This is a genomic window from Nocardiopsis sediminis (assembly GCF_042650565.1).
In the GTDB taxonomy this organism is placed as follows: Bacteria; Actinomycetota; Actinomycetes; order Streptosporangiales; family Streptosporangiaceae; genus Nocardiopsis_B; species Nocardiopsis_B sediminis.
In genome coordinates, this window is sequence record NZ_JBHSBH010000015.1 from 767,756 (window position 1) to 788,159 (window position 20,404).

The window sequence follows — 20,404 nt, forward strand, 5'->3', positions numbered from 1 at the left end:
CCCGCAGGCCGGCATCGACACCGCCCTGCGCCTCATCGCCCGGATCGACTCCCCCGAGGCGGCCGATGCCGTGCGCCGCGGCATCGGCTACGCCTGCTCCGGCGCTCCGTGAGCGGCCGGCCGTCGCGGCCCCAGTGGTCAGTGCTGCCGGCCGTTCCCCACCGCCGCCGGGTCGGCGGTGTGCCGGAGGAAGAACGGCGCCGGGCGCCGCTGCGGGCAGCGGCGCCCGGCCGGACAGTGCGCCCGCTACTCGCGGGGGTTGAACTCGATGCCGTCGGGCTTGGCGCGGTCGAGGGCGTCCTCGAAGGTGCCGTCCTTGAGGTCGAGCGTGGCGCTGCCGAAGTCGGCCGAGGTCAGCCGGTCACGGATGCCCGCCGGGAAGTTGTTCCAGCTCACCAGGTCGGGGTACTGCCACTCGCCGTAGTGGTTCTCGGGCGGGTCGTCGTGGTCGGCGGCGAACCGGAAGGCGTGGGTGCTCGCCCCGTCCTTGTGGTAGACGATCTTGGCGTGGGTCCCCTCGAACAGCAGCTCCGAGGCGGGCCGGGTGTCGTAGTCGCCGTGCGCCGACGCCGAGACGTACTGTGCCTGGTCGTCGCGCACCCACACCACGACGTGTTCGAGGTCGTGCCGGTGCCCGCAGCAGCCCGGGAGGACCTGGTCCTTCTCGAAATAGAGCGCGTACATGTAGGCGCACCAGCCATTTGCGTTGCACTTGGAGCGCGCGTAGGAATTGGTGTTGTCGAGATCGGACTGGTCGCGGCAGTCGCCGTTCAGCGCACCCGAGGTGTTCAGCCCCTCGGCGATGGTGCCGTCGGGGCCGATGGCCGGGGTGGGGTAGCAGCCGTCGGTGTCGTAGTCGAAGGCCGGCTGCCACTTGCCGTCGGGTTCGGCGACGCTGGAGGGCAGCGCCTGCGGCGGCGCGGCCCACGCGATGGCCGGGGGCATGACGACGACCAGCGCAGCGGCCCCGGCGAGGGCCCGTGCGGCCAATGACGCCGCCCGGCGCCACGGCCGTCTGCGCCTGCGCACGGCGTGATCATCCGTTCCGGCGTTGTCCGTGACGCTCATGAATTCGGCACCTTCCGATCGACGGGGGCAGGGTCCACCTGGCCATATGGCGTCATCGGAAAATGGCCGAGGGGGGATGGGTTCCAGCGGTACGCACACGCGCATTTCCTGCGGTGGCGACCGTGTACTGCGCGAATGAGGTAGAGCGGCGGATAATGCATCGGCGCCACGCGGAACGTCAATATAATGGCGCACACCGGTCACCGCAAGAGGCGGGCCGATCACTTTTCGCATCGTCACATCGCCGCATAATCTACAATTCGGCGAACCATTCTTTTTTCCCTGGAAAAGGACCCCGAAAACATCTGCCGCCGGGCGGGGGCGTGAACCCGCGGCGAAGCGCCGGTGGCCGCAGGAACCGTCCGTTTCGCGGCGGCCACCGGCGCTTGCCCCCTCCCCTCCCCTGCCACCGGGCTAAAACCCGATGGCGAGCTCGATGGCGATCACGATGTCGACCACACAGCACCACTCGGCGAAGGACCGGGACACGACCTTGTCGCGCTTGAGGTGCACGAGGTCCCAGACGCCGTGGAGGAACCAGCCGGCCGCCACCGCGTAGCGCCCCAGATCAGGGTCGACGGCGAGCCCGATCAGCGCGAGCGCACCGAACCCGAGCATCCCCAGAGCCTGGAGCCGGAATACGCCGGACCGGCGCAGCTGCCCGTCGACGGCCCCCCAGACCAGGACCACCAGTGCGATGGCGGTGAAGACGGCCGCCGGGGCGATCAGCTCCAGCCCCTCCAGGACGAAGATCACCGCCACACCGGCCACCAGCAGCGGCCACGTGGCCCGCCGCCTCCCCAGCTTGGCGACCACGAGGTACAGCAGGGGCAGGAGCAGCAGGATCCCGGAGAACGTCGCCACTCCGTCGTCCGACCCGGCCCCGCCCAAGGTCGTGACCGTCATCAGCAGCGCCATCGCCGTAGGCCAGCGGTTCACCAGCGTGCGGGGCCATTCCCTGCGCCCGGGCACCGCGTTCTCCGTCCTCGCGGAGTTCTCCGTGCCCGCGCCGACCTGGCGCTCCGCGCCCGCCCCGTGTTCCGTGCTCACCACGACGATCCCCTTCCGCCACCGGGGTGGGGTCCCCACCGCCGATGTCAGCCTCGCCGAGCGGGGTGGCCGCCAGTAGTGCCGAAACCGCATGCACCGGCGTGGATCCGTCACCGGGCCTGGATGACATCTGTCATCCGGGCGGGATGCGGCGGCCCGGAATCGGCCGGACCCGCCGACCGGTGTGCTGCGACAATTGCCCGGTGCGCGACGGTATGACCGACGACGGCGAAGGGCTGGGCGCCTTCCGCCGCGGCACCTGGTGGAGCCTCACCGGCACCACCACGGTGCTCCTGGTGGTGCTCATCGGGGCCGGGGCCCTGGACCCGCAGACCCCCCGGTGGGCCACGGTGATCGTCGCCGTCGCACTGCCCGCCACCGTGGTGGCCTGTCCCGTGCTGTTCCACCGTCGGCTGACGTCGCCGGCCCCTTCCCCCGAGGCACCCGGCGCCGCCCGCCCCGCTCCGCCCCTGCCGTGGTCGCTGCTGGGCGGCTCCGGGGCCGCCGTGCTCGGCGGGGTCCTGCTCGCGGTGGGCGATGCCGTGCTGTGGTCGCTGGCGCCGGCGGTGATGGTGTCGATCGCCGCAATGTTCCTCCCGCGCGGCGGCAGGAGGGCGCTCATCGCGGCGGCGGTGGCGGGCGCGGCGGTCATCGGCCTCGCCGCGGGCCCGTCTCCCGGCGGGGACTGGATACGCGCGGCTCTGCTCCCGGCCGGGGTGGTGGCGCTCACGGCGTGGACCACGCTGGGCATGCTGTGGGCGTGGGACGTCGCGGAGCGGCTGAACACCGGGCGGCGTTTGGCCGCGGAGCTGGCGGTCGCCCGGGAGCGGCTGCGGTTCGCCGCCGACCTGCACGACATCCAGGGCCACCACCTCCAGGTGATCGCGCTCAAGGGCGAGCTGGCCGCGCGGCTCGCCGGGCCCGACCCTGCGCGGGCGGCCGAGGAGATGCGGGAGGTGCAGCGGCTCGCCGCCGACGCGCTGCGCGATACCCGCGCCGTGGTGCAGGGCTACCGCCGCACGACGCTGGAGGCGGAGATCGCCAACGCGACCCGTGTGCTCGCGGCGGCCGGGATCGAGGTCGCCGCGGACGTCGACCCGGCGGCCGCCGACCGCCTCCCGGCGTCCGGCCGGAACCTGCTGGGGCTGGTGGTGCGCGAGGCGACCACCAACCTGCTGCGCCACAGCGGCGCGCGTTCAGCCGAGGTCGGCCACCGCATCACGGGCGGATCGGCCCGGCTGCGGGTGGCCAACGACGGGGCGGCCGCACCGTCCGGCACGGAGGCGGGCACCGGCCTGCGCGCGCTGGCCGAGCGCCTGGAGGCGGCGGGCGGCGGACTCACCTGGCACCACCGGGACGGGCGGTTCGTGGTGGAGGCCTGGTTCCCGCTCTCGGGAACGGACGCGGCGGCCGAGGGGGAAGCGGGATGATCCGGCTACTGATCGCCGACGACGAGGACCTTCTCCGGGGCGCGCTGACCGCGCTGCTGTCGCTGGAGGCCGACCTCGCGGTCGTGGCCGAGGCGGCCACCACCACCGACGCGGTGCGGCTCGCCCGTGAGCACCGCCCCGACATCGCGGTGCTCGACCTGGAGATGCCGCCGGCCGACGGGCTGCGCGCGGCCGCCGAGATCCGCGCCGCGCTACCGGCCCAGATCATCCTGATCACCCGGCACGCACGCCCTGGTGTGCTGCGCCGCGCGCTGGCGGCCGGGGTCAGCGGGTTCGTGCCCAAGACCACGCCTGCCTCCCGGCTGGCCGAGATCATCCGCGACGTCGCAGCGGGGCGGCGCTACGTCGACCCCGAGATCGCGGCGTCCGCACTGACCGAGGGCCCCTGCCCGCTCAGCGAGCGCGAACTCGACGTGCTGCGCGCGTCGCGGACCGGCGCGTCGGTCAACGAGATCGCCGCCCAGGTCCACCTCGCCCCGGGCACGGTGCGCAATTACCTGTCGTCGGCCATGTCCAAACTCGGCGCCGCATCCCGCCACGCCGCCGCCCACCACGCCTGGGAAGAGGGCTGGATCTAGGACCTGCACCGGGCCGGGATCCGTGGCCGATCCGGACCGGGGATCCGCGGGGCACTTTATGGTGGGGCGGTGAACAGCGAGACCGGAAATGAAAGGTCACCCGCCCGGCGGCTCGCCGAATTGTCGGGCGACGTCGTGAAGCGGCTGGCCGACCGGCTGCCCGCCACGACGACTGAACAGCTGCGCACCTTCCACTACGTAGGTGAACACGGCGAGCTCGCCGACTGCCTCGCGGCGGCCATCTCGAAGGCCCGCGTCCCCCTCACCGGCGACGAGCGCGACGCGGTGGCCGAGCTCCTCCGGTTGTTCGCGATCCCGACGGAGGGGCTCCATTTCGTGGATCGGCGCGAGGAGATCATCGCCGCGCTCAACGTGGTCGACGGATGACCGGCCGGACCGCGTCCCCTCAGGCTCCCGTCGTCGGGGCCCGGCCGGTGAGGGCTTCGGAGCGGTTCTCCCAGCCGGAGCGGATCAACCGCCGGCGCAGCGCGGAGCCGCCGCCGGTATGGGCGCAGACCCAGTCGAGTTCGGCCGCGAGCGTGGTGCCGAAGATCCCGGGGTCGTCGGAGGAGACGACGAACGGCACACCGGCCGCCAGGAACCGGTGCACGGGGTGGCAGGCGGGGTCGGTGATCCCGCCGATCCGCCGGTTGGAGGTCGGGCAGACCTCGATCACGGCGCCCGAGGCGCGGACCCGGCCCATGGCGTAGTCCTGGCGGCGGCGCACATCGTCGAGCCGCGCCGCGTCGTAGTCGGCGGTGACCGTCGCGGTGTCCGGGAGGGCCGCCAGGCGGGAGAGCTCGTCGCGCAGGGACGGCGGGTCGACCCGCACGCCCTCGGCGCGCAGTCCGTCGGCGTGGCGGAGGTCGTAGGCGATCTGGTCCCGGCGTTCGGCGACCGGCTCCGTGCGGGTGTGCGCGCCGTACATCCCGGGGTCCACGCCGAGGGCGATCGCGTGGCCGAGCCGGTGCGCCCCGGATTCGGCCGCCTCCTGGACCCATCGGACGGTGCTCTCCAGGCTCTTGTCGGTGAAGCTCTCCCCGACGTGGTAGAGGATCGCCAGCGCGCGATTGGGGTGGGCGGCGTTGAAGTCCCGCACCGCTGCGAAGAATTCCGCCTGGTCCTTCGGCGGCCGCCCCTCCTCCATGCCCGAGAAGTCGATGCCGGTCAGCACGGCGCCGTGCGGCCCGAGCGCGAGGTCCCGGACGCGTTCCCACCCCGTCCACGGGTCGCGGCGGTCGAGGGTGATCGCGAACCGCTCGATGACCCCCGTGCCGCTGCCGCCGGACAGCACCGGCAGCATGTCCGCGCTGATGCGCAGCTCCGCGTAGGCGAGGCCCTGCCGCTCCTGGTCGGCGCGGATCCCGGCGGCCAGCTCCGCCACCTCGGCCGCCGCCTCCTCCGGTCCGGCATCGGGGTTCCCCTCGGCCGATGCCACCCACAGCAGGTTGGCCTTGGCCTGGAACCGGGCGAAGGCACCGGCGTCGGCGTCATGGAACAGGAAGAGGTCCTCGAACTCCGCCGCGGCGCCGGCGTCGCCGCGCCGGTACCGTTCGACGACCTGACGCGTGGGCGGAACGGCACCGTAGGCGGCGGCCATCCCCGCTTCGTACCAGTCCCACAGGGCGTGGTCGCTCGCCGCGAGGCGGCGGAGGAGGTCCTTCGGGCGGACACAGCCGTGGAAGTGGAGGTGCGATTCGCTCAGCACGCGGCACACCCTCGCATCCGGAGCGAGGGGCGGCAACGGGTTTTCGGTGCGGCGGTCGCGGCGGGTGGACCCGCCACCGGGGATCCCGGGGCGGCTAAGCTGCCCCTACCGGCCCGCCTGCCCGAGAACCGCCGAAGGACTACGCCTGCGACGATGCCAACCGACGACTTCGCTCGCAGCACTGACATCCACGCACGTGAACGGCTAGGCTTTGACTATTTGGAGAGAGCCGGAGAGCCGGAGAGCCGGAGAGCCGGAGAGCCGGAGAGCCGGAGAGCCGGAGAGCCGGAGAGCCGGAGAGCCGGAGAGCCGGAGAGCCGGAGAGCCGGAGAGCGCGGTGGGCGACGTTCCACCACGAGCGCACCGTGCTCGTCATCGCCCGGACGTTCACCTCGCTCATCCGCGTCCTCGAATCGCTCGACGTGTTCCGCGACGATTTCCGGCTGCGCCTCCGGTTCTGCTTCGACGACACCTCGGCCTTCCGCCGCGGCGTCGCCGAGCTGCTGAGCCGCCTCGAAACGCCGCAGGTCGCCTGGGATGAGGCGGTCAAGGGCGAGTACGACCTGATCATCACCGCGAGCGAGAACGTCGACCTCAGCCCCTTCGCCGCTCCCGTGGTCGTCCTGCCGCACGGTGTCGGGTTCCAGAAGCACGTTCCCGACTCCCACAGCGACGGCCGCCGCCTGTCCGGGGTCGTCCCCGAAGCGTCGCGGAACTCCGCCGACGTCCGGCCCGTGGTCTCCCACCCCGACCAGCGCGAACGGCTGCGCTCCATCTCCCCGCGCCTCGCCGGGCACACGACCGTCATCGGCGACCTCGCCTACGACCGGGTGCGGGCGGGCCTGCGCCTGCGCGACCGCTACCGGGACGCGCTCGGGGTCGCCCCCGATGAGCGGCTGGTCGTGCTCACCTCGACGTGGAAGGACGAGTCCGCGGTCGGCGTCCGCAACGACCTGCCGGCCCGGCTGCTGGCCGGGCTGCCCGTCGACGGCCACCGTGTGGCCACGGTGCTGCACCCCAACATCTGGTTCGAGCACGGCCCCTGGGAGGTACGCCGCTTCTACCGCTCGGCGCTCGAGGCCGGCCTGCTGCTGCTCCCCCCGGACGACGGCTGGGGCGCGGCGCTGGCCGCGGCCGACTGTGTGATCGGCGACCACGGATCGGTCACGCTGTACGCCGCGGGCGCCGATCGCCCGCTCTTGCTCGCCGCCTTCGGCGACGAAGCCGTCCCCGGCACGGCGATCGCCCGGCTGGCCGAGCAGACCGGGCGCCTCGACCTCCGCGCCCCACTCGGCCCGCAGATCGACCGGGCCGTCGCTGCGCACGTTCCCGGGCAGCACCGTGCGACCGTCGACCGGGCGTTCGCGCACGTGGGCGAGGCCGCGGCCCGGTTCTCCGCCATGTGCTACGGCCTGCTGGGGCTGGACGCCCCCGAGGGCGGCGCGCGCACGCTCGCGCCGGGGCCGCCGGTCCCCCGCCACCATCGGGGGGTGACGGCGTTCGAGGTGCGCTCGCACATCGACCCGGACGGCGACGTGCACGTGGCCCGCTACCCCGCCGCGGTCCGTTCCGTCCGCGAGGAGCCCGACGGCCTGCGGCACCTGTGCGTCGCGGAGTCCGAGACGGACTCGCGCTTCGCCGACAACGCCTCGGTCGTCCACCTGGACGCCGAGCCGGCGGGCCCGGCGGACGCGGAACGCCGACGGCTGCTGGACCTGTTCCCCGCCGCCCTGCTGTCGGCGACGCCGGTCGGCGGCGGCTGCGACTGCCTGGTCCGCGGCGGCGGCACCGTTCGGGTGCGGTCCGCCGCCGGCACCGCGCTCCCCACCCTGACCGGGGTCGTCTACACCCTGCTGCGCACCGGCCGACTCACCAACGGGGACGTCCGGCTGCGGCTGGACGGGGTTCCCGGACGCGCCGCCGCGACGCCGATCCGCGTCGACGTCGAACCCCCGCCCGGCTGACACACTCTCCGGTGGCCCGGGGCCGCGGTCAGCCGAATCCGTCGAGAAGGGCCTGTACCTGGGCCGCGCGGGGGCTGCTCACCGCGGCGAAGAGGTCGCGCGCCTGCGACCAGTGCTCGCGTGCCCGGTCGGTCGCCTGCATGGCGGCGAAGAGCCGCCCGAGGAGTTCCAGGTTCTCCGCCTCGTAGTAGGTGTCGCCGCTCGCGTGCAGCGACTCGACGGCCGCGGTGCAGGCGGCCACGGCCTCCCTCGTGCGGTCGGCCGCCGTGTAGGCCGCCGCGAGGCTGCCCCGCGCCCGGGCGGCCATCCGGGTATCGGCCGGTTCCAGGGCCTCGAACGCCGCGACGGCGCCCTCCAGCTCGGCGATGGCCCGCGCGGGCTCCCCCTGCTTCATCCGGGTCTTTCCAGCGAAGTAGCGCGCGAGGGCGGCCCCACGCGGCGCCCGGGGATCGTCCGAACGCTCGTTGAGGGAGCGCGCACGCGCGAAGGCGGCGAGCGCCGCCTCCTCGTCGACCGTGTCCAGGTAGCGGCCGTGGAACTCCTGCACGGACGCCGCGAGGAGCAGGTCGTCCTCGTCGCGCACCAGATACAGGGCGCGCTCCAGCTGCTCGAGGGCATCGCCGGTGCGGCCCAGGTCGGTCAGCGGACGCGACACCAGGGCGCGCAGGCGGGCCTCGGTGGCGGACGCGCCGCGCCTGCGGGCGGCGTCGGCGCCGCGCGTGCCGGTCTCGATCCAGTCGGCCAGGTGGCGGTGTTTGAGGTAGAGCGCGGTGGCCGACTCGGCGATGCGGTAGGCGGGGGTGTCCAGGCCGCGGGCTTCGGCCTCGCGGACGGCGGCGAGGATGGTCTCGCGTTCGGCGCTCAGCCAGTGCAGGGCCCGCTGCGGGTCGCCGTCGAAGGGGTCCGGGACGCCGGCGGTCACGTCGGCGGGGTCGGTGGTGCGCAGCCGCGGCCCCATGACGGCCGCGTCCGCGTGGGCGAGCGTTGCCACGTAGACGTCCAGGCAGTCGGCGAGGACGGTGTCGCGGGCCTCGGCGCCGTCGTGCTCTTGGGCCAGCCCGGCGGCGTGCAGCCGGAGCAGCCCGTGCGCGAACCGGAACCTGTTCTCGGAGTCGGTGGTGACGAGTTCGGCCCGGCGCAGGGTGGCGAGGTGGCCGGCCACCTCCCCGGGCTCCCCGCGGCCCGCGGCCGCCGCGAGCCTGAGGTCGAACGCCCCGCCGGGCCAGCGGCCCAGCGCCCGGTAGAGCGCCGCCGCCTCCGCGGGCAGCCCCTCGTAGGCCACGTTGAACACCGTGGTCAGGGTGAAGTCGGCGGTGAAGGCCAGCGCCCCGAGCCGCCTGCGCTCGTCGGCGAGCTCGGCCGACAGCGCGGTCACGCTGAGCCCGGGGTCGGCCTTGAGCCGCCCCGCCACGATCACCAGGGCCAGGGGGAGCCCTTCACAGGCCGCGACGACCTCGGCCAGGGCCTCGTGCTCCGCGCCGTCCGCGAGGCGGTCGCCGCACCGCTTGACCAGGAGTTCCCGGGCCTCCTGCGGGCCCAAGGGCGGCAGGGTCAGCCATTCGGCGTGGTCCTCGGCGAGCTCGCCCAGGCGCGCCCGGCTGCCGACGGCGAGCACCGCGCTCTGCGTCCCCTGCGGGATCAGCTGGGCGACCTGCGCCGCCTGGGTGGCGCCCTCGACGACGACGAGCAGCCGGCGGCCGCTCGTGACGGTGCGGAACTGGGCGGCGCGGTCGTGCAGCCGGGCCGGGATGTCCTCCTTCGCGAGCCCCAATGAGGACAGCGCGTGGCCGAGCGCTTCGCTGGGGCTGGCGATGCCGTCGGGGTCGAGGAGGCCGTAGTCCACGTAGAGCTGGCCGCCGTCGAAGCTGTCGGCCGTGGCGGCCGCGGCCTTGCGCGCCAGCGCGGACTTGCCGATGCCGCGCGGCCCCTCCACGACGAGGACCGGTGTGCCGGCGCCACGGTCGTCCCCCGCGGGCAGGACGAGGTCGCGCACCGTCCGCAGTTCGGCGTCGCGGTCGTGCCACCCGGGTGGAGGGCCGGGCACCTGCCGCGGGATCACGGGCGCGCGGGGAGCTCCGGTGGGCGCCGCCATATGCAGGTCGCCCATGACCGTGCCCACCTGGGACACCGTCTCAGCCGAGTGCACGGTGTTGCGCACGCCCCGGGGAAGCGGGTCGGGGGTCACCGGGTCGCTCACTGCGTCCTCCTGGGCGGCGGGTCCGCGGGAACCGTGATCACGGATGTCCACCCTATGGGCCACGGGACGTGACCGGGTAGGCGGCGCCGCCTGCCGATTGCGGCCACGAGCGCGCGGGGCGCCGCCGATCGCCCCGCCGATGCCCGGTTCCTGCGGAAACGCCTATGCGGCCGGGTTTGTCGCCCGGGTGCGGTATACCTACCGCACCGCTGATCGACGGCGGGGGCACCGCCGTCGACCGCGTTCTCCCCATGACCCATCGCTTGGAGGTCGATGCCGTGGACGCTGAAGACGCCGGAGCAGGAATCGGGCGCAGGAGCGTGGTGGGCGTCCTGCCGCCCGCCCGCGCCCGCAAGCTGGCGAAGGTCCCCTTCGTCGAACTGGCGGACGGGCGGGTGCAGGGGGTGGTGTCGAGCGGGTCGGACATCGCCCGGGTGTACGTCTCCTCGATCGCCGCCGAGTCCCACGACCTTTCGTGCGGAACCAACAACAACCGGCCCTGCGGCGGCCTGTACGGGTCCTCGCCCTGCAAGCACCTGCGGAGCCTGCTGGACGAGGCCGTTCTCCAGTACGGGGTCGAGCGCGTCGCCGCCTATCTGCGGGTCGGCATCGACGCCGACGTGACGTCGGGTGCCGCCCTCATGCAGCGGATGGACACGCACCACGGATCCGCGCCGTCGGGCGTGGTGTTCAGCCGCTTCCTGCGCTACCTGTCCTACCTGGAGGTACCGGGGACCACCGCGCCCCTTCCCGAGATGCACTGGTTCCCTGCGACGGGGGCGGCCCGCTGATGCTCTCCTCCCAACTCACCGGCCTGCTCGACTCCGCCCCGGCCGGGGTCACAGACGCCCTCGCGGTCGTCGACGGGTTCGACGCCGCTCTCGAACGCGGCCTGGCCCGCCTCGATCCCGCCAGTACCGAGGCGCTGGCCGGGCTGGCCGACGCCATGGCCGCCACGCCGCTGGGCCCGGCGGTGGGCGAGGCGGTCGACAAGCTCGCCACGGGGTCGGTCGCCGACGGCCACATCGCCGCGCTCGCGGGCGCGCGCACCGCGCTGCTCGGCGCGGTCCACGACGCCCTGCTGTCCGGTCTGGACACCGCACGGGGACAGGCCCGGGACCCCCTTCCCGCGGCCGGGGCCCCGGCGCCCGCGGCCGGCAACGTGCTCGCCGGCAGCCGCTCCTGGCTCACCGAGCTCGCCATCACCGGCTGGCTCGGGGTCGACCGCGACATCGCCTCCGGCGGGGGGCAGACCATCGAGGCGCTGCTGTCCGATCCGGCCCGCCGCAGGCTGGCGGTGCTGCTCGACGGCCTGGCCGCCGAACTCCAGGCGTCGTGCCCGATCGCGGCGATGGGCGACGTGCCGGCCCGCCGCTGGGCCGACCTGTGGACGCGCGCCGTAGTGCTCTCCCAGGACGGCGGACCGCTGGCCACCGCGGCGCCCGCCACCGAGGCCTCCGGCCGGCTGCTGCCCCTCGGCGCCGACGTCCACGAGCACGGCACGGCCGTCCAGGTGCAGGTGCACGCCGTCTTCGAGCCCGCCGGCGGCGGTGCCGCCCGGCTCGTGCGCGCCACCGTGGCCGCGGCCAAGGTCGACGCCGTCGTGGGCCCGGCGGTATGGAAGCTGTTCGCCGACCACCCCGTTCTGCTGGGGGCGCTGGCCGGGCAGCAGTCCGTCGACATCACCGGCATGCCGCTGCTGGACAGCGGCGACCTGCTCTGGGACGACGGCCGGGCCGCCCCGGGCGAGCCCGCCGACCCCTTCGCCACCGCCCGGCTCCGGCTCACCGACGCGGCGGCGTCCGCCGTCCCGGCGCTGGACCGCCACCCGGTGCGCATCGCCGAGCCCGTGCTCGTCGAGGGGTACAAGGCCACCAAGCCCAAGGGCGACGGCCCGCCGAAGATCTCCTTCGTTCTCGACGGAGTCGAGCTGCCCGTCGACACCGGCCGCCTGCCCGCCGCCGGGCCGCTCACCGCGAAGCTGGTGGCCGCCTCGTCGGCCTGCATCGGCCTGATGCGCTGGGACGCCGGCGGCTGGGCGCTGCAACCCCTCGGCGTCCAGACGACGGTCAAGCGCCAGCCCACCGTGCTCCACAACGGCGACTGGGCGCTGGGCCCCACCGATCCTAAGGTCGCAAAGGCCGAGGCCCGCAACGACGCGCTGGCCGTTCTCCAGGAGCGCGCAGGACGGTTGCTGAGGAAATGAACGACTCCGCGATGGACGATGCCACGGCCGACGCCGACCGCAACCGCCGCCAGGTGCTCTACTGGCGGCTGCTGGCCAAGCTCTTCTCCCCTGAGGAGCAGCCCGCTCTGGAGACCGCGAGCGTGGCCATCGTCGACGACATCGGGCTCCCCCCGGCGCTGCTCGACCCCGGGGTGACGGTGGACACCGTGGTCCAGCGCTTCCCCGAGCTCGCCGCCGAGTTCGACGGCCTGATGGCGGACGACGACGCCGCCGAACCGGGCGCGGCCACCGTTGGCGCGGCCGAGGTGCGGCGCGCCGCCCTGGTGTCGAAGCTGCTGATCAACGTGTTCTCCACGGGCTCGGGCGACGTCAGCGCCACCCGGCTCGCCGAGTGGCAGTCCGACGCCGGCCGGCTGAAGCGCGCGATGTGCGGCCCGCCGGGTGGCGCCGCGCCCGCCGGGGCGGGCACCGCCGCGGGCGATGGGCCGGGCTCGGGCCTGGACGGCGTGCTCGGCGAACTGGAGGGCGACCTCGTCCGCCGGATGCGGCTGCGCGAGGTCCTGGCCGACCCCGCGCTCGCCGCCCGCCTGACGCCGAGCATGTCGCTCATCGAGCAGCTGCTGCGCGACAAGGCCAACCTGTCGGGCGTCGCCCTGGCCAACGCCAAGGCGCTCATCCGCCGCTACGTCGACGAGGTCGCCGAAGTGCTGCGGACCCAGGTCGTGAAGACCAGCGCGGGCAAGATCGACCGGTCGGTGCCGCCCAAGCGCGTGTTCCGCAACCTCGACCTCGACCGCACGATCTGGAAGAACCTGACGAACTGGAACCCGGACGACGAGCGGCTCTATGTCGACCGGCTGTTCTACAAGCACACCGCCAAGCGGGTCACCCCCGCGCGGCTGATCGTGGTCGTGGACCAGTCGGGGTCCATGGTCGACTCGATGGTCAACTGCACCATCCTCGCGTCGATCTTCACCGGCCTGCCCAAGGTGGACGTCCACCTGATCGCCTACGACACCCGCGCGCTGGACCTGACCCCGTGGGTCCACGACCCGTTCGAGGTGCTGCTGCGCACCAAGCTGGGCGGCGGCACGGACGGCCGGGCCGCGCTGAAGCTGGCACGGCCCAAGATCGCCGACCCGCGCAACACCGTCGTGGTGTGGATCTCCGACTTCTACGAGTGGGAGCACCAGGCGGTCTTCAGCGGCATGGAGGCCATGCACCGCTCCGGGGTCAAGTTGATCCCGGTGGGCTCGGTGACCAGCAGCGGCCGCCAGGACGTCTACCCGTGGTTCCGGCAGCGGTTCAAGGACCTGGGCACCCCGGTGCTCTCAGGCCACATCAACAAGCTCGTATTCGAACTCAAGACCTTCCTCGGCTAGGAGAACCAACCGACATGACCGACGAACTGCTACGCGCGCCCGCCGAGGTCAAGTACGCCGACGAACTGGACTGGCTGGAGTCCGTCGACGACGGCGCCAAGCCGTTCTCGTGGCGGCTGAGCCCCAAGATGGTGCGGCTGTTCATCCTCGGCTCGGAGCCGGCCGACGGGCTCGACCGCGAGATCTCCCAGAAGTGGTTCGGCGACCGCACCTTCGTCGAGCGCAGCATCGTGACCCTCGCCTCGGACCGCGGCCTGCTGCTCATCGGCGACCCCGGCACCGGCAAGAGCTGGCTGGCCGAGCTACTGTCGGCCGCCATCAGCCGCAACTCCACCCTCGTGGTCCAGGGCACCGCCGGGACCACCGAGGACCACATCAAGTACTCGTGGAACATCTCCATGGTGATCGCCAGGGGGCAGTCCCGCGACTCCATGATCCCCTCGCCGATCATGACCGCGATGGAGACGGGCGCGATCGGCCGGTTCGAGGAGCTGACCCGGTCGACCAGCGACGTGCAGGACGCGCTGATCTCGATCCTCTCCGAGAAGTACGTGTCCATCCCCGAGCTGGACGACGACAACACCGTGTTCGCCAAGCCCGGGTTCTCGATCATCGCCACCGCCAACAGCCGGGACAAGGGCGTCAACGACCTGTCCTCCGCTCTGAAACGGCGGTTCAACTTCGTGAAGATCCCAGTGGTGACCAACAAGCGCAGCGAGACCGAGATCGTCCGGTTCCGCACCACCGAGCTGCTGCGCCGGCACCGGATCGAGCTGGACGTCCCGCCCTCGCTGCTGGACATCCTGCTCCAGAGCTTCGCCGACCTGCGCACCGCCGCGGCCTCGGCCACCAGCGACGACGACAAGCTCGAATCGGCGCTGTCCACGGCCGAGCAGATCGGCGTCCTGGAGGACGCCATCCTGCACAGCCACTTCTTCGGCGACCGCACGCTGCGCGCCCAGACCCTGGCGGGGTCGCTCGTGAGCTCGCTGGCCCGCCGCTCCCCGGAGGACCTGACCATCCTGAACAAGTTCTGGCACGGGGTGGTCGAGCCCCGCAGCAAGGCCGACGGCGGCGACTGGACGGAGTTCCTGGCCGGCGGCAAGCAGGCGATCGACACCCTGTCATGAGCACCACTGCCACGGCCGACGGCACCGGCATCACGGGCTCCGGCCCCTTCGACTCCCTGCGCGAGCAGCTGCGCGGCGCCGCCACCGCCTTCGCCGGCGGGCCCGGCGCCGTGCCCGGCATCCTGTCGGGCATGGTCGACGACGTCGACCGCGCGCTCGGCGAGGAGCTGGAGATCTTCCCGGTGCGCCACCACTCGCCCGCCTCCGCCCTGGCGATGGCGCGGCGGCTGCGTGAGAAGCGGCCCAAGGTCATCTACATGGAGCTGTGCGAGGACCTGCTGCCGCTGCTGGACGAGCTGCGCAACTGCCGCCTGCCCGTTGCGCTCCAGGCCTACGCCCACGACCTCGAGGGCTTCCCGGAGGGCTCGGGGCCGCTCAGCGTGATCGCCCCCATCACCGAGGCCTCCGCCGAGTACCAGGCGATCGCCTACGCCCTGGAGACGCCCGGGGTGGAGCTGGTCCTCGTGGACCGGTCCGTTGACCACCTGTTCCAGGGGGAGCTGCCCGCATCGGCCGGGTCCGCCTCCGGCGGGTCCGGCCCGGGCGAGGCCGGAGACGGCGACCCCGGGGGCGGCGAGGCCGCCGCCGAGGGCGTGCAGGGCGCCCACGAGGAGAGCGCCGCCCTGCACGGCGACGCCGTCGGCGTGGAGATCGGCGACCTGCGGCCGCGGTTCGCCGAGCTCGAGGAGCACCTGCTGCGCCACGGCAAGGTGCGGCACTGGTCGGAGTGGTGGGACCAGTACGTCGAGCAGCCGCTCGCCGGCGCCGGATACGACACCTACCGCCAGGTGATGGTGCTGATCGGCAGCCTGTTCCGGCGGCTCGCCCCGGCGGGAGGCGACCAGCTGTCGCGCGACGAGGACCGCGAGCGCTACATGTGGACCCGGATCCGCGGGCACCTCGCACAGACCGGCGGCGACCCGGCGGAGTGCATGTACGTGTGCGGCGCGTTCCACGCCGCCAGCCGGGTCGAGGAGTTCGGGCTGGCGGCGCCGGAGACCGGCTTCGAGATCGCCCCCGCCACGGCCACCGAGTGGCTCTACGGGCTCATCCCCTCCAGCCACTCCGCGATCGAGGCGCAGTTCGGGCTGGCCGGGGGCTCGGTGTCGATCGCGTCGGCGGCCTGGGAGAAGCAGGTCGCCGCGGGCGGCGTCGCCCCCTTCGGGCTGAAGGGGCAGAAGCGCAAGGGCGCGGGCGCCGGGCGCGGCCGGGGCGCGCAGGCGCCCGCGGCGGCCCCGGCCGCCGTCACGGACCGGCTGTCGGGGTTCCTGTCGAGCCCGCCCGCCGCGGGCGACCTCGACGAGGCCGAGCTGCTCGGGTGGTGCGTCGACATCGTCCGGCTGGCGCGCCGCAACGGATACACGTCGAGCACGGCCGACGCCATCGCGGTGTTCGAGACCTCGGTCCTGCTGGCCGGGATCCGCGGCCGGGCGCGCCCGACGCCGTACGACTTCCAGGACGCCGCGATCACCTGCATCGAGAAGGACACCGTTCCCGGCCGGCGCGACGTGCGCCACCTGTGCGAGATCCTGCTCGGCGGCGACCGGATCGGCGAAGTCGGCTACAACGCGATGCCGCCGCTGGCGCGCGACGTGTTCGACCGGCTGGCCCCGCTGGGGGTCAGCCCGAGCAAGCGGACGGTCCGGCGCGTGCTGCTGGACCTGAAGGCCGACCCGGAGCTGGAGCCGTGCTCCCGGCTGCTGTGGCGGCTGCGCTATCTGCTGCGCGACGGTGCGGTCCGCTCGATCACCGGCTCCCTGGAGCTGGGCGAGCGGTCGATGCAGGAGAGCTGGGACGTGTCCCTCGGCCGCGACCAGCGCTCCCTCATCGAGCTCGGCTACGAGGGCGTCACGGTCGAACAGGTGCTGGAGCACCGGCTGCGCCGTTCGGCGTGGGAGCCCAAGGCGACGGCGGCGACCGCGCTCGCGGCCGTCGAGGACGCCCTCTGCTACCTCGACAACCCGCGGTTCACCGACGAGCTGGGCGCCCGCGCCGTCGAGCTGCTCGCCGCCGAGCGCACGGTGGACGACGCCCCCGAGGTGCTGCGGCGGTTCCGGCGGCTGCTGGCCTACTACCGCGCCGGGGACTCCGCGCTGCCCCGGTGGTGCGAGTCGTTCGTGACCGCCGGCTACGCGCACTACTGCACGCTGCTGCCGGGGGCGTTCACCGACGAGCACTCCGGTGTCCGCCAGGTCGCGGCGATGCTCGGGTTCCTGTTCACCCTGGAGAACATGGCGCTGTCCCTGGGGTGCGACCGCACGCAGCTCGAACTCGCGGTCAAGCAGTCCCACCCCGAGGCGCCCGCCAAGGTGGCGCTGCTGTGGGCGGCGCAGACCCAGCTCGGGGTGGTGAGCCGGGACGAGTTGCGCACGCGGTGCGCGGAGCTGCTGGACAACCCGCTCGTGGTCCCGGCGTTCCCGCAGTACCTGAGCGGTTTCGTGCAGGCCCTGTCGCCGGCGCCGGCGCTCGCCCCGTTCGTCGTGGAGGTGATGTCCGGCGCGTTCGCGCGGCTGCCGGACACGGTCCTGCTCCCGTGGCTGCCCACCCTGATCACGACCCTGCGCGAGCACGCGCAGGAGATGGTCCCGGTGCTCATCCGCGAGGCGGGCCGCACGTTCCCGGCGAGCCTGCCCGCCGTCGACGCGTGGGTGCCGCCGTGGGCCGCGCGGCCGCAGCAGCCCGCACGGGCCGCTGTGGCGCAGGCGGCGCCGGCCGGTCCGGTGGCGGACCTGCTCGCCGAAAACCCGGCGTCGTGCGACGCCGTGGCGGCGCTGCTGGGGTGTGACGCCACCTGGCCCGCCCCGGACGCGTCGGCAGGTGCGCCCGGGGGCGCGTCCGCCCACCCCGAGGCGGCGGGGCTACTGGACCGGCACCCCGCGGCGGCCGAGGCGGTCGCGGAGCTGATCGCCCCCACTGGGGCACCCGCATAACGGCCCCGCCCGGCGGCGGATACGCCGCCGGGCGGGCCGATGGCTTACGGCCGCCCCCGGATCGGGCCCCGTCTCCGGGCCCGCTCGGCGCGGTGTTCACCCGCCGCCCCCGGAAAGTTTCCCCGGCCCCGCCGCGCCTGGGCGCCGATCGGCGCCGTACCGTCTCGACCTGCGGTGATGGACGGTCGAGGCCGGGGTTGCGCTCATGGGGTGAGAACCTTCCCACTGTCTCCGGTCCGGGTACGCGTCGGCACGGACCGCTCAGGGATGGCATCATTCTCGGAACCCCCCGGGTTCTCCGCCCGGACACCAGAGCGCGAAAGCCGGCACCACGGCGTGCCGGGCACGCGTGTGACGCCCAGCCCCGGGAAGGAGCCACGGCCGACGCCGGTGAGCGCCCTACGCCACGGGCCATGGTGGTGCCTGCACCACTCTTCTCGGTGGGCAGCAGGTCACATCAGAGGGGAGTCAGGCATATCGCCGCCGCCCCGCCCGCCCGCCTAGGGTCTTCTCATCGACACGCGAGGACGAGCATCCCCCCTGGCGCCGCGGGAACGGCCGCCGGTATCCGGGCCGCACCGACGACCCACCTCTCCCCTATCGCGGAGCGAGCGCGTCGTGCCGTGCCGGACCGGGACGCAGGCCCCCGGGCCTGTGAACCCGCGGAGACAAGGAGCGACCATGACCGCCACCGCCGTACCCGAGAGCGCGGGTGCACAGCCGGTCCCCAGGCCCGCTGTACCCGAGCCCCGGAGGACCCGGGAGCCGGGCCCGGCGCGTGACCGCTTCCTGGACGCCCTGCGGCTGCTCGTCATCGTCCTGGTGGTCCTCCAGCACTGGACGCTTCCGGTGCTCTCCTACTCGGCGTCGTCGGGCGAGGTGACAGCGGGCACCGTGATCAGCACCGACGGCGGGTTCGCGCTGACGTGGATCGCGCAGGTGATGCCGCTGATCTTCTTCGTCGGGGGCGCCGCGAACCTGCTGAGCCACCGGTCCGCCGCCGCCAAGGGGACGTCGACTTCGGAGTGGCTGGCCAAGCGCCTGCGCCGGCTGGCCTGGCCGGTGCTGCCCCTGGCCGGCACCTGGATGGCGGCGTCGTCGCTGCTGATCGCGGCCGGGGTGCCCGAGCAGCCGGTCCGGATCGGCGCGGAGGCGGCCGGGATCGTGCTGTGGTTCCTGGCGGTGTACGTGCTGGTCGTCGTGGCGACCCCGGTCCTGGCCCGGGCCGATGCGCGGTTCGGCTGGTACGCCACTGCGGCGCTGTTCGCGGCGGCGGCCGCCGTGGACGCGGTGCGGTTCGGAACGGGCGCCGAGTGGGCGGGCTACCTCAACGTCGCGCTCGTGTGGCCGGCCGTGCACCAGCTCGGCTTCCGCTACGCGGCGGGGGCGATCGGCCGCCTCCCGGCCGTTCTGCTGGCGGCCGGCGGGTTCGCGGCGGCGGCCGCGCTGGCGGCGCTGGGGCCGTACTCCCCCAACATGACCGGGGTGTTCGCGATCGAGGCGTCCAACGTCGCTCCTCCGACCCTGGTGCTCGCGGCGGTGGGGGCGGGGCAGATCGGTGTCGCGGTGCTGCTGCGCGGCCCCATCACCGCCTGGACCTCCCGGCCGGGCCCTGCGCGGGTGCTGGACTGGGCCACGCCCCGGCTCATGGCGGTCTACCTGTGGCACATGGTCCCGCTCGCCGCCGTGGCCGCGGCCCTCGTGCTCGTCCTGGGGCTGGCCACCCCCGCCCCGCTGACCGCCCCGTGGCTGGTGTGGTGCGCGCTGGGCGCCATCGTCCTGATCCCGATGCTGTGGCCGGTCCTGTGGTGGATGCCCCGCTTCGACGAGCCCCCGAAGGCCCTGCGGGGCGACCCCGGCATGGTCCGGGTCCTGGCGTCGGGGGCGCTCACCGGCGGCGGGCTGCTCGTCCTGACGGAGAACGGCCTCGACCCGGGCTTCGTGCCCCTGGCCGGTGCCCTCGCCGTGGCGGCGGGCCTGCTGCTGACCCGCCGCCACCCCGGCGACCGTCCGCGCCGGGGCGGCCCGCGCGTGGTGCAGGCGCCCTTCCGCGCCTCCGGGATCTCCCGTTGGGCCGTCCACGTCGCCGTCACGGTGAGCGCGGGTGCACGGCGGCTCACCACGGCCGCCGCGTCCGGCGGGCTGCTCCGCTAGGCGGTCGGCGGCGGGGTCCGCCCTCCCGGTGGCGGGCCGCCCTGCCCGCTCTGGGGCGGGTGCTCTGCGGCGCCGGGGATCACGTCCGGGCCCTCTGAGCGGTGCCGTCGGCGGACGATGGCCGTGTTGATGACCAGGAGACATCCGGCGAGCAGTCCGAACACGGCGGCCAGGCCGAATACACCCACGAACACGGGGTCGAAGGCCGTCGCGCCCGGCTCGGGCCCGTACCCCACGACGAACGCGTCGGCGAGCCCGCCCTCGCAGGAGACGGTGTGGTCGCCGAAGTCTCCGGCGTAGGTGATGGCGATCTCCGCCGCCGGGTACATGGTCTCGCCGTCGATGGTCGTGCTCGCGGATCCGCCGTCGAAGCCGAGGGACACGTCACCGTCGGGTCCACTGACCGTGCAGCCGTCCTCCACGTCGTCCTCCGCCAGTGGGGCGTCGGCGTAGAGGCGCCACTGCCAGTCGAGGTTGTTCGCCTGGTCGGCCGTGAAGGCGGCCGTCTCTCCGCCCCGGAATTCGGCGACGGTCTCGGTCGACGTCAGGTAGGCGCCGGCGATGAATGCGAACACGGCGAGCGTGCTCCACACGCAGAGGATCG

At 73.9% G+C, this 20,404-nt stretch carries 16 protein-coding genes; 11 read left to right on the plus strand and 5 right to left on the minus strand.

Going from position 1 to position 20,404, the window contains the following annotated elements:
* Positions 1 to 246 precede the first annotated feature (246 nt).
* Both ACFOVU_RS25915 and ACFOVU_RS25920 read right to left on the minus strand, forming a co-directional pair.
* Positions 247 to 1,068 (minus strand): NPP1 family protein, encoded by an 822-nt coding sequence (locus ACFOVU_RS25915; protein WP_378537776.1) that lies wholly within the window; start codon positions 1,066 to 1,068, stop codon positions 247 to 249.
* Between the two features lie 414 nt (positions 1,069 to 1,482).
* Positions 1,483 to 1,974: a hypothetical protein gene (locus ACFOVU_RS25920; RefSeq protein ID WP_378537778.1), complete on the minus strand. Its 492-nt coding sequence runs from the start codon at positions 1,972 to 1,974 to the stop codon at positions 1,483 to 1,485.
* On the opposite strand from ACFOVU_RS25920, the gene ACFOVU_RS25925 reads away from it, so the two are divergent.
* The 4 genes from ACFOVU_RS25925 to ACFOVU_RS25940 all read left to right on the plus strand — a co-directional run bounded on the left by ACFOVU_RS25925 (position 1,964) and on the right by ACFOVU_RS25940 (position 4,534).
* A complete protein-coding gene (locus ACFOVU_RS25925; RefSeq protein ID WP_378537779.1) occupies positions 1,964 to 2,197 on the plus strand; it encodes a hypothetical protein in 234 nt (77 codons plus the stop codon). The two genes, ACFOVU_RS25920 and ACFOVU_RS25925, sit on opposite strands and share 11 nt — an antisense overlap.
* Positions 2,198 to 2,321: 124 nt before the next feature.
* Positions 2,322 to 3,548, plus strand: coding sequence for a sensor histidine kinase (locus ACFOVU_RS25930; RefSeq protein WP_378537781.1), 1,227 nt, complete (start codon positions 2,322 to 2,324; stop codon positions 3,546 to 3,548).
* A complete protein-coding gene (locus ACFOVU_RS25935; protein WP_378537783.1) occupies positions 3,545 to 4,147 on the plus strand; it encodes a response regulator transcription factor in 603 nt (200 codons plus the stop codon). Before ACFOVU_RS25930 ends, ACFOVU_RS25935 begins: the two co-directional genes overlap by 4 nt.
* 69 nt (positions 4,148 to 4,216) lie before the next feature.
* Positions 4,217 to 4,534 carry a hypothetical protein gene (locus tag ACFOVU_RS25940; RefSeq protein WP_378537785.1) on the plus strand — a complete coding sequence of 106 codons (318 nt, stop codon included), beginning with the start codon at positions 4,217 to 4,219 and terminating at the stop codon, positions 4,532 to 4,534.
* A 19-nt stretch (positions 4,535 to 4,553) separates the two neighbouring features.
* Here the strand turns inward: ACFOVU_RS25940 and ACFOVU_RS25945 are convergent, their stop codons facing one another.
* On the minus strand, positions 4,554 to 5,855 hold the full coding sequence (locus tag ACFOVU_RS25945) for a hypothetical protein (protein ID WP_378537787.1): 1,302 nt from the start codon (positions 5,853 to 5,855) through the stop codon (positions 4,554 to 4,556).
* 365 nt (positions 5,856 to 6,220) lie between these two features.
* Here ACFOVU_RS25945 and ACFOVU_RS25950 point away from each other — a divergent pair, with 365 nt between their 5' ends.
* Positions 6,221 to 7,819: a hypothetical protein gene (locus ACFOVU_RS25950; RefSeq protein WP_378537788.1), complete on the plus strand. Its 1,599-nt coding sequence runs from the start codon at positions 6,221 to 6,223 to the stop codon at positions 7,817 to 7,819.
* Between the two features lie 28 nt (positions 7,820 to 7,847).
* Here ACFOVU_RS25950 and ACFOVU_RS25955 read toward each other — a convergent pair whose 3' ends face one another.
* Positions 7,848 to 10,016, minus strand: coding sequence for an NB-ARC domain-containing protein (locus ACFOVU_RS25955; protein WP_378537790.1), 2,169 nt, complete (start codon positions 10,014 to 10,016; stop codon positions 7,848 to 7,850).
* A gap of 278 nt (positions 10,017 to 10,294) precedes the next feature.
* Here ACFOVU_RS25955 and ACFOVU_RS25960 point away from each other — a divergent pair, with 278 nt between their 5' ends.
* The 6 genes from ACFOVU_RS25960 (at position 10,295) to ACFOVU_RS25985 (ending at position 19,800) form a co-directional block, all read left to right on the plus strand.
* Positions 10,295 to 10,807: a hypothetical protein gene (locus ACFOVU_RS25960; RefSeq protein WP_378537791.1), complete on the plus strand. Its 513-nt coding sequence runs from the start codon at positions 10,295 to 10,297 to the stop codon at positions 10,805 to 10,807.
* Complete coding sequence (locus tag ACFOVU_RS25965) at positions 10,807 to 12,222, plus strand: hypothetical protein (protein WP_378537792.1); 1,416 nt, start codon at positions 10,807 to 10,809, stop codon at positions 12,220 to 12,222. Before ACFOVU_RS25960 ends, ACFOVU_RS25965 begins: the two co-directional genes overlap by 1 nt.
* Entirely contained in the window at positions 12,219 to 13,586 is a 1,368-nt protein-coding gene (locus ACFOVU_RS25970; RefSeq protein ID WP_378537794.1) for a vWA domain-containing protein, read from the plus strand. The genes ACFOVU_RS25965 and ACFOVU_RS25970 overlap by 4 nt, the downstream gene beginning before the upstream one ends.
* Positions 13,587 to 13,600: 14 nt before the next feature.
* A complete protein-coding gene (locus ACFOVU_RS25975) occupies positions 13,601 to 14,716 on the plus strand; it encodes an ATP-binding protein (RefSeq protein WP_378537796.1) in 1,116 nt (371 codons plus the stop codon).
* Complete coding sequence (locus ACFOVU_RS25980; RefSeq protein ID WP_378537798.1) at positions 14,713 to 17,646, plus strand: DUF5682 family protein; 2,934 nt, start codon at positions 14,713 to 14,715, stop codon at positions 17,644 to 17,646. The genes ACFOVU_RS25975 and ACFOVU_RS25980 overlap by 4 nt, the downstream gene beginning before the upstream one ends.
* Positions 17,647 to 18,327: 681 nt before the next feature.
* Positions 18,328 to 19,800, plus strand: a complete 1,473-nt coding sequence (locus tag ACFOVU_RS25985) for an acyltransferase family protein (RefSeq protein ID WP_378537799.1) — start codon at positions 18,328 to 18,330, stop codon at positions 19,798 to 19,800.
* On the opposite strand, the gene ACFOVU_RS25990 is transcribed toward ACFOVU_RS25985, so the two are convergent.
* On the minus strand, positions 19,797 to 20,393 hold the full coding sequence (locus ACFOVU_RS25990; protein WP_378537801.1) for a hypothetical protein: 597 nt from the start codon (positions 20,391 to 20,393) through the stop codon (positions 19,797 to 19,799). The two genes, ACFOVU_RS25985 and ACFOVU_RS25990, sit on opposite strands and share 4 nt — an antisense overlap.
* Between the last annotated feature and the right edge of the window lie 11 nt (positions 20,394 to 20,404).

Bases quoted from the DNA above. Each gene is read 5' to 3' on its own strand.
- ACFOVU_RS25915 (WP_378537776.1), bottom strand. From the start codon at position 1,068: ATGAGCGTCACGGACAACGCCGGAACGGATGATCACGCCGTGCGCAGG.
- ACFOVU_RS25920 (WP_378537778.1), bottom strand. From the start codon at position 1,974: ATGACGGTCACGACCTTGGGCGGGGCCGGGTCGGACGACGGAGTGGCG.
- ACFOVU_RS25935 (WP_378537783.1), top strand. From the start codon at position 3,545: ATGATCCGGCTACTGATCGCCGACGACGAGGACCTTCTCCGGGGCGCG.
- ACFOVU_RS25965 (WP_378537792.1), top strand. From the start codon at position 10,807: ATGCTCTCCTCCCAACTCACCGGCCTGCTCGACTCCGCCCCGGCCGGG.
- ACFOVU_RS25970 (WP_378537794.1), top strand. From the start codon at position 12,219: ATGAACGACTCCGCGATGGACGATGCCACGGCCGACGCCGACCGCAAC.
- ACFOVU_RS25975 (WP_378537796.1), top strand. From the start codon at position 13,601: ATGACCGACGAACTGCTACGCGCGCCCGCCGAGGTCAAGTACGCCGAC.
- ACFOVU_RS25980 (WP_378537798.1), top strand. From the start codon at position 14,713: ATGAGCACCACTGCCACGGCCGACGGCACCGGCATCACGGGCTCCGGC.
- ACFOVU_RS25985 (WP_378537799.1), top strand. From the start codon at position 18,328: ATGACCGCCACCGCCGTACCCGAGAGCGCGGGTGCACAGCCGGTCCCC.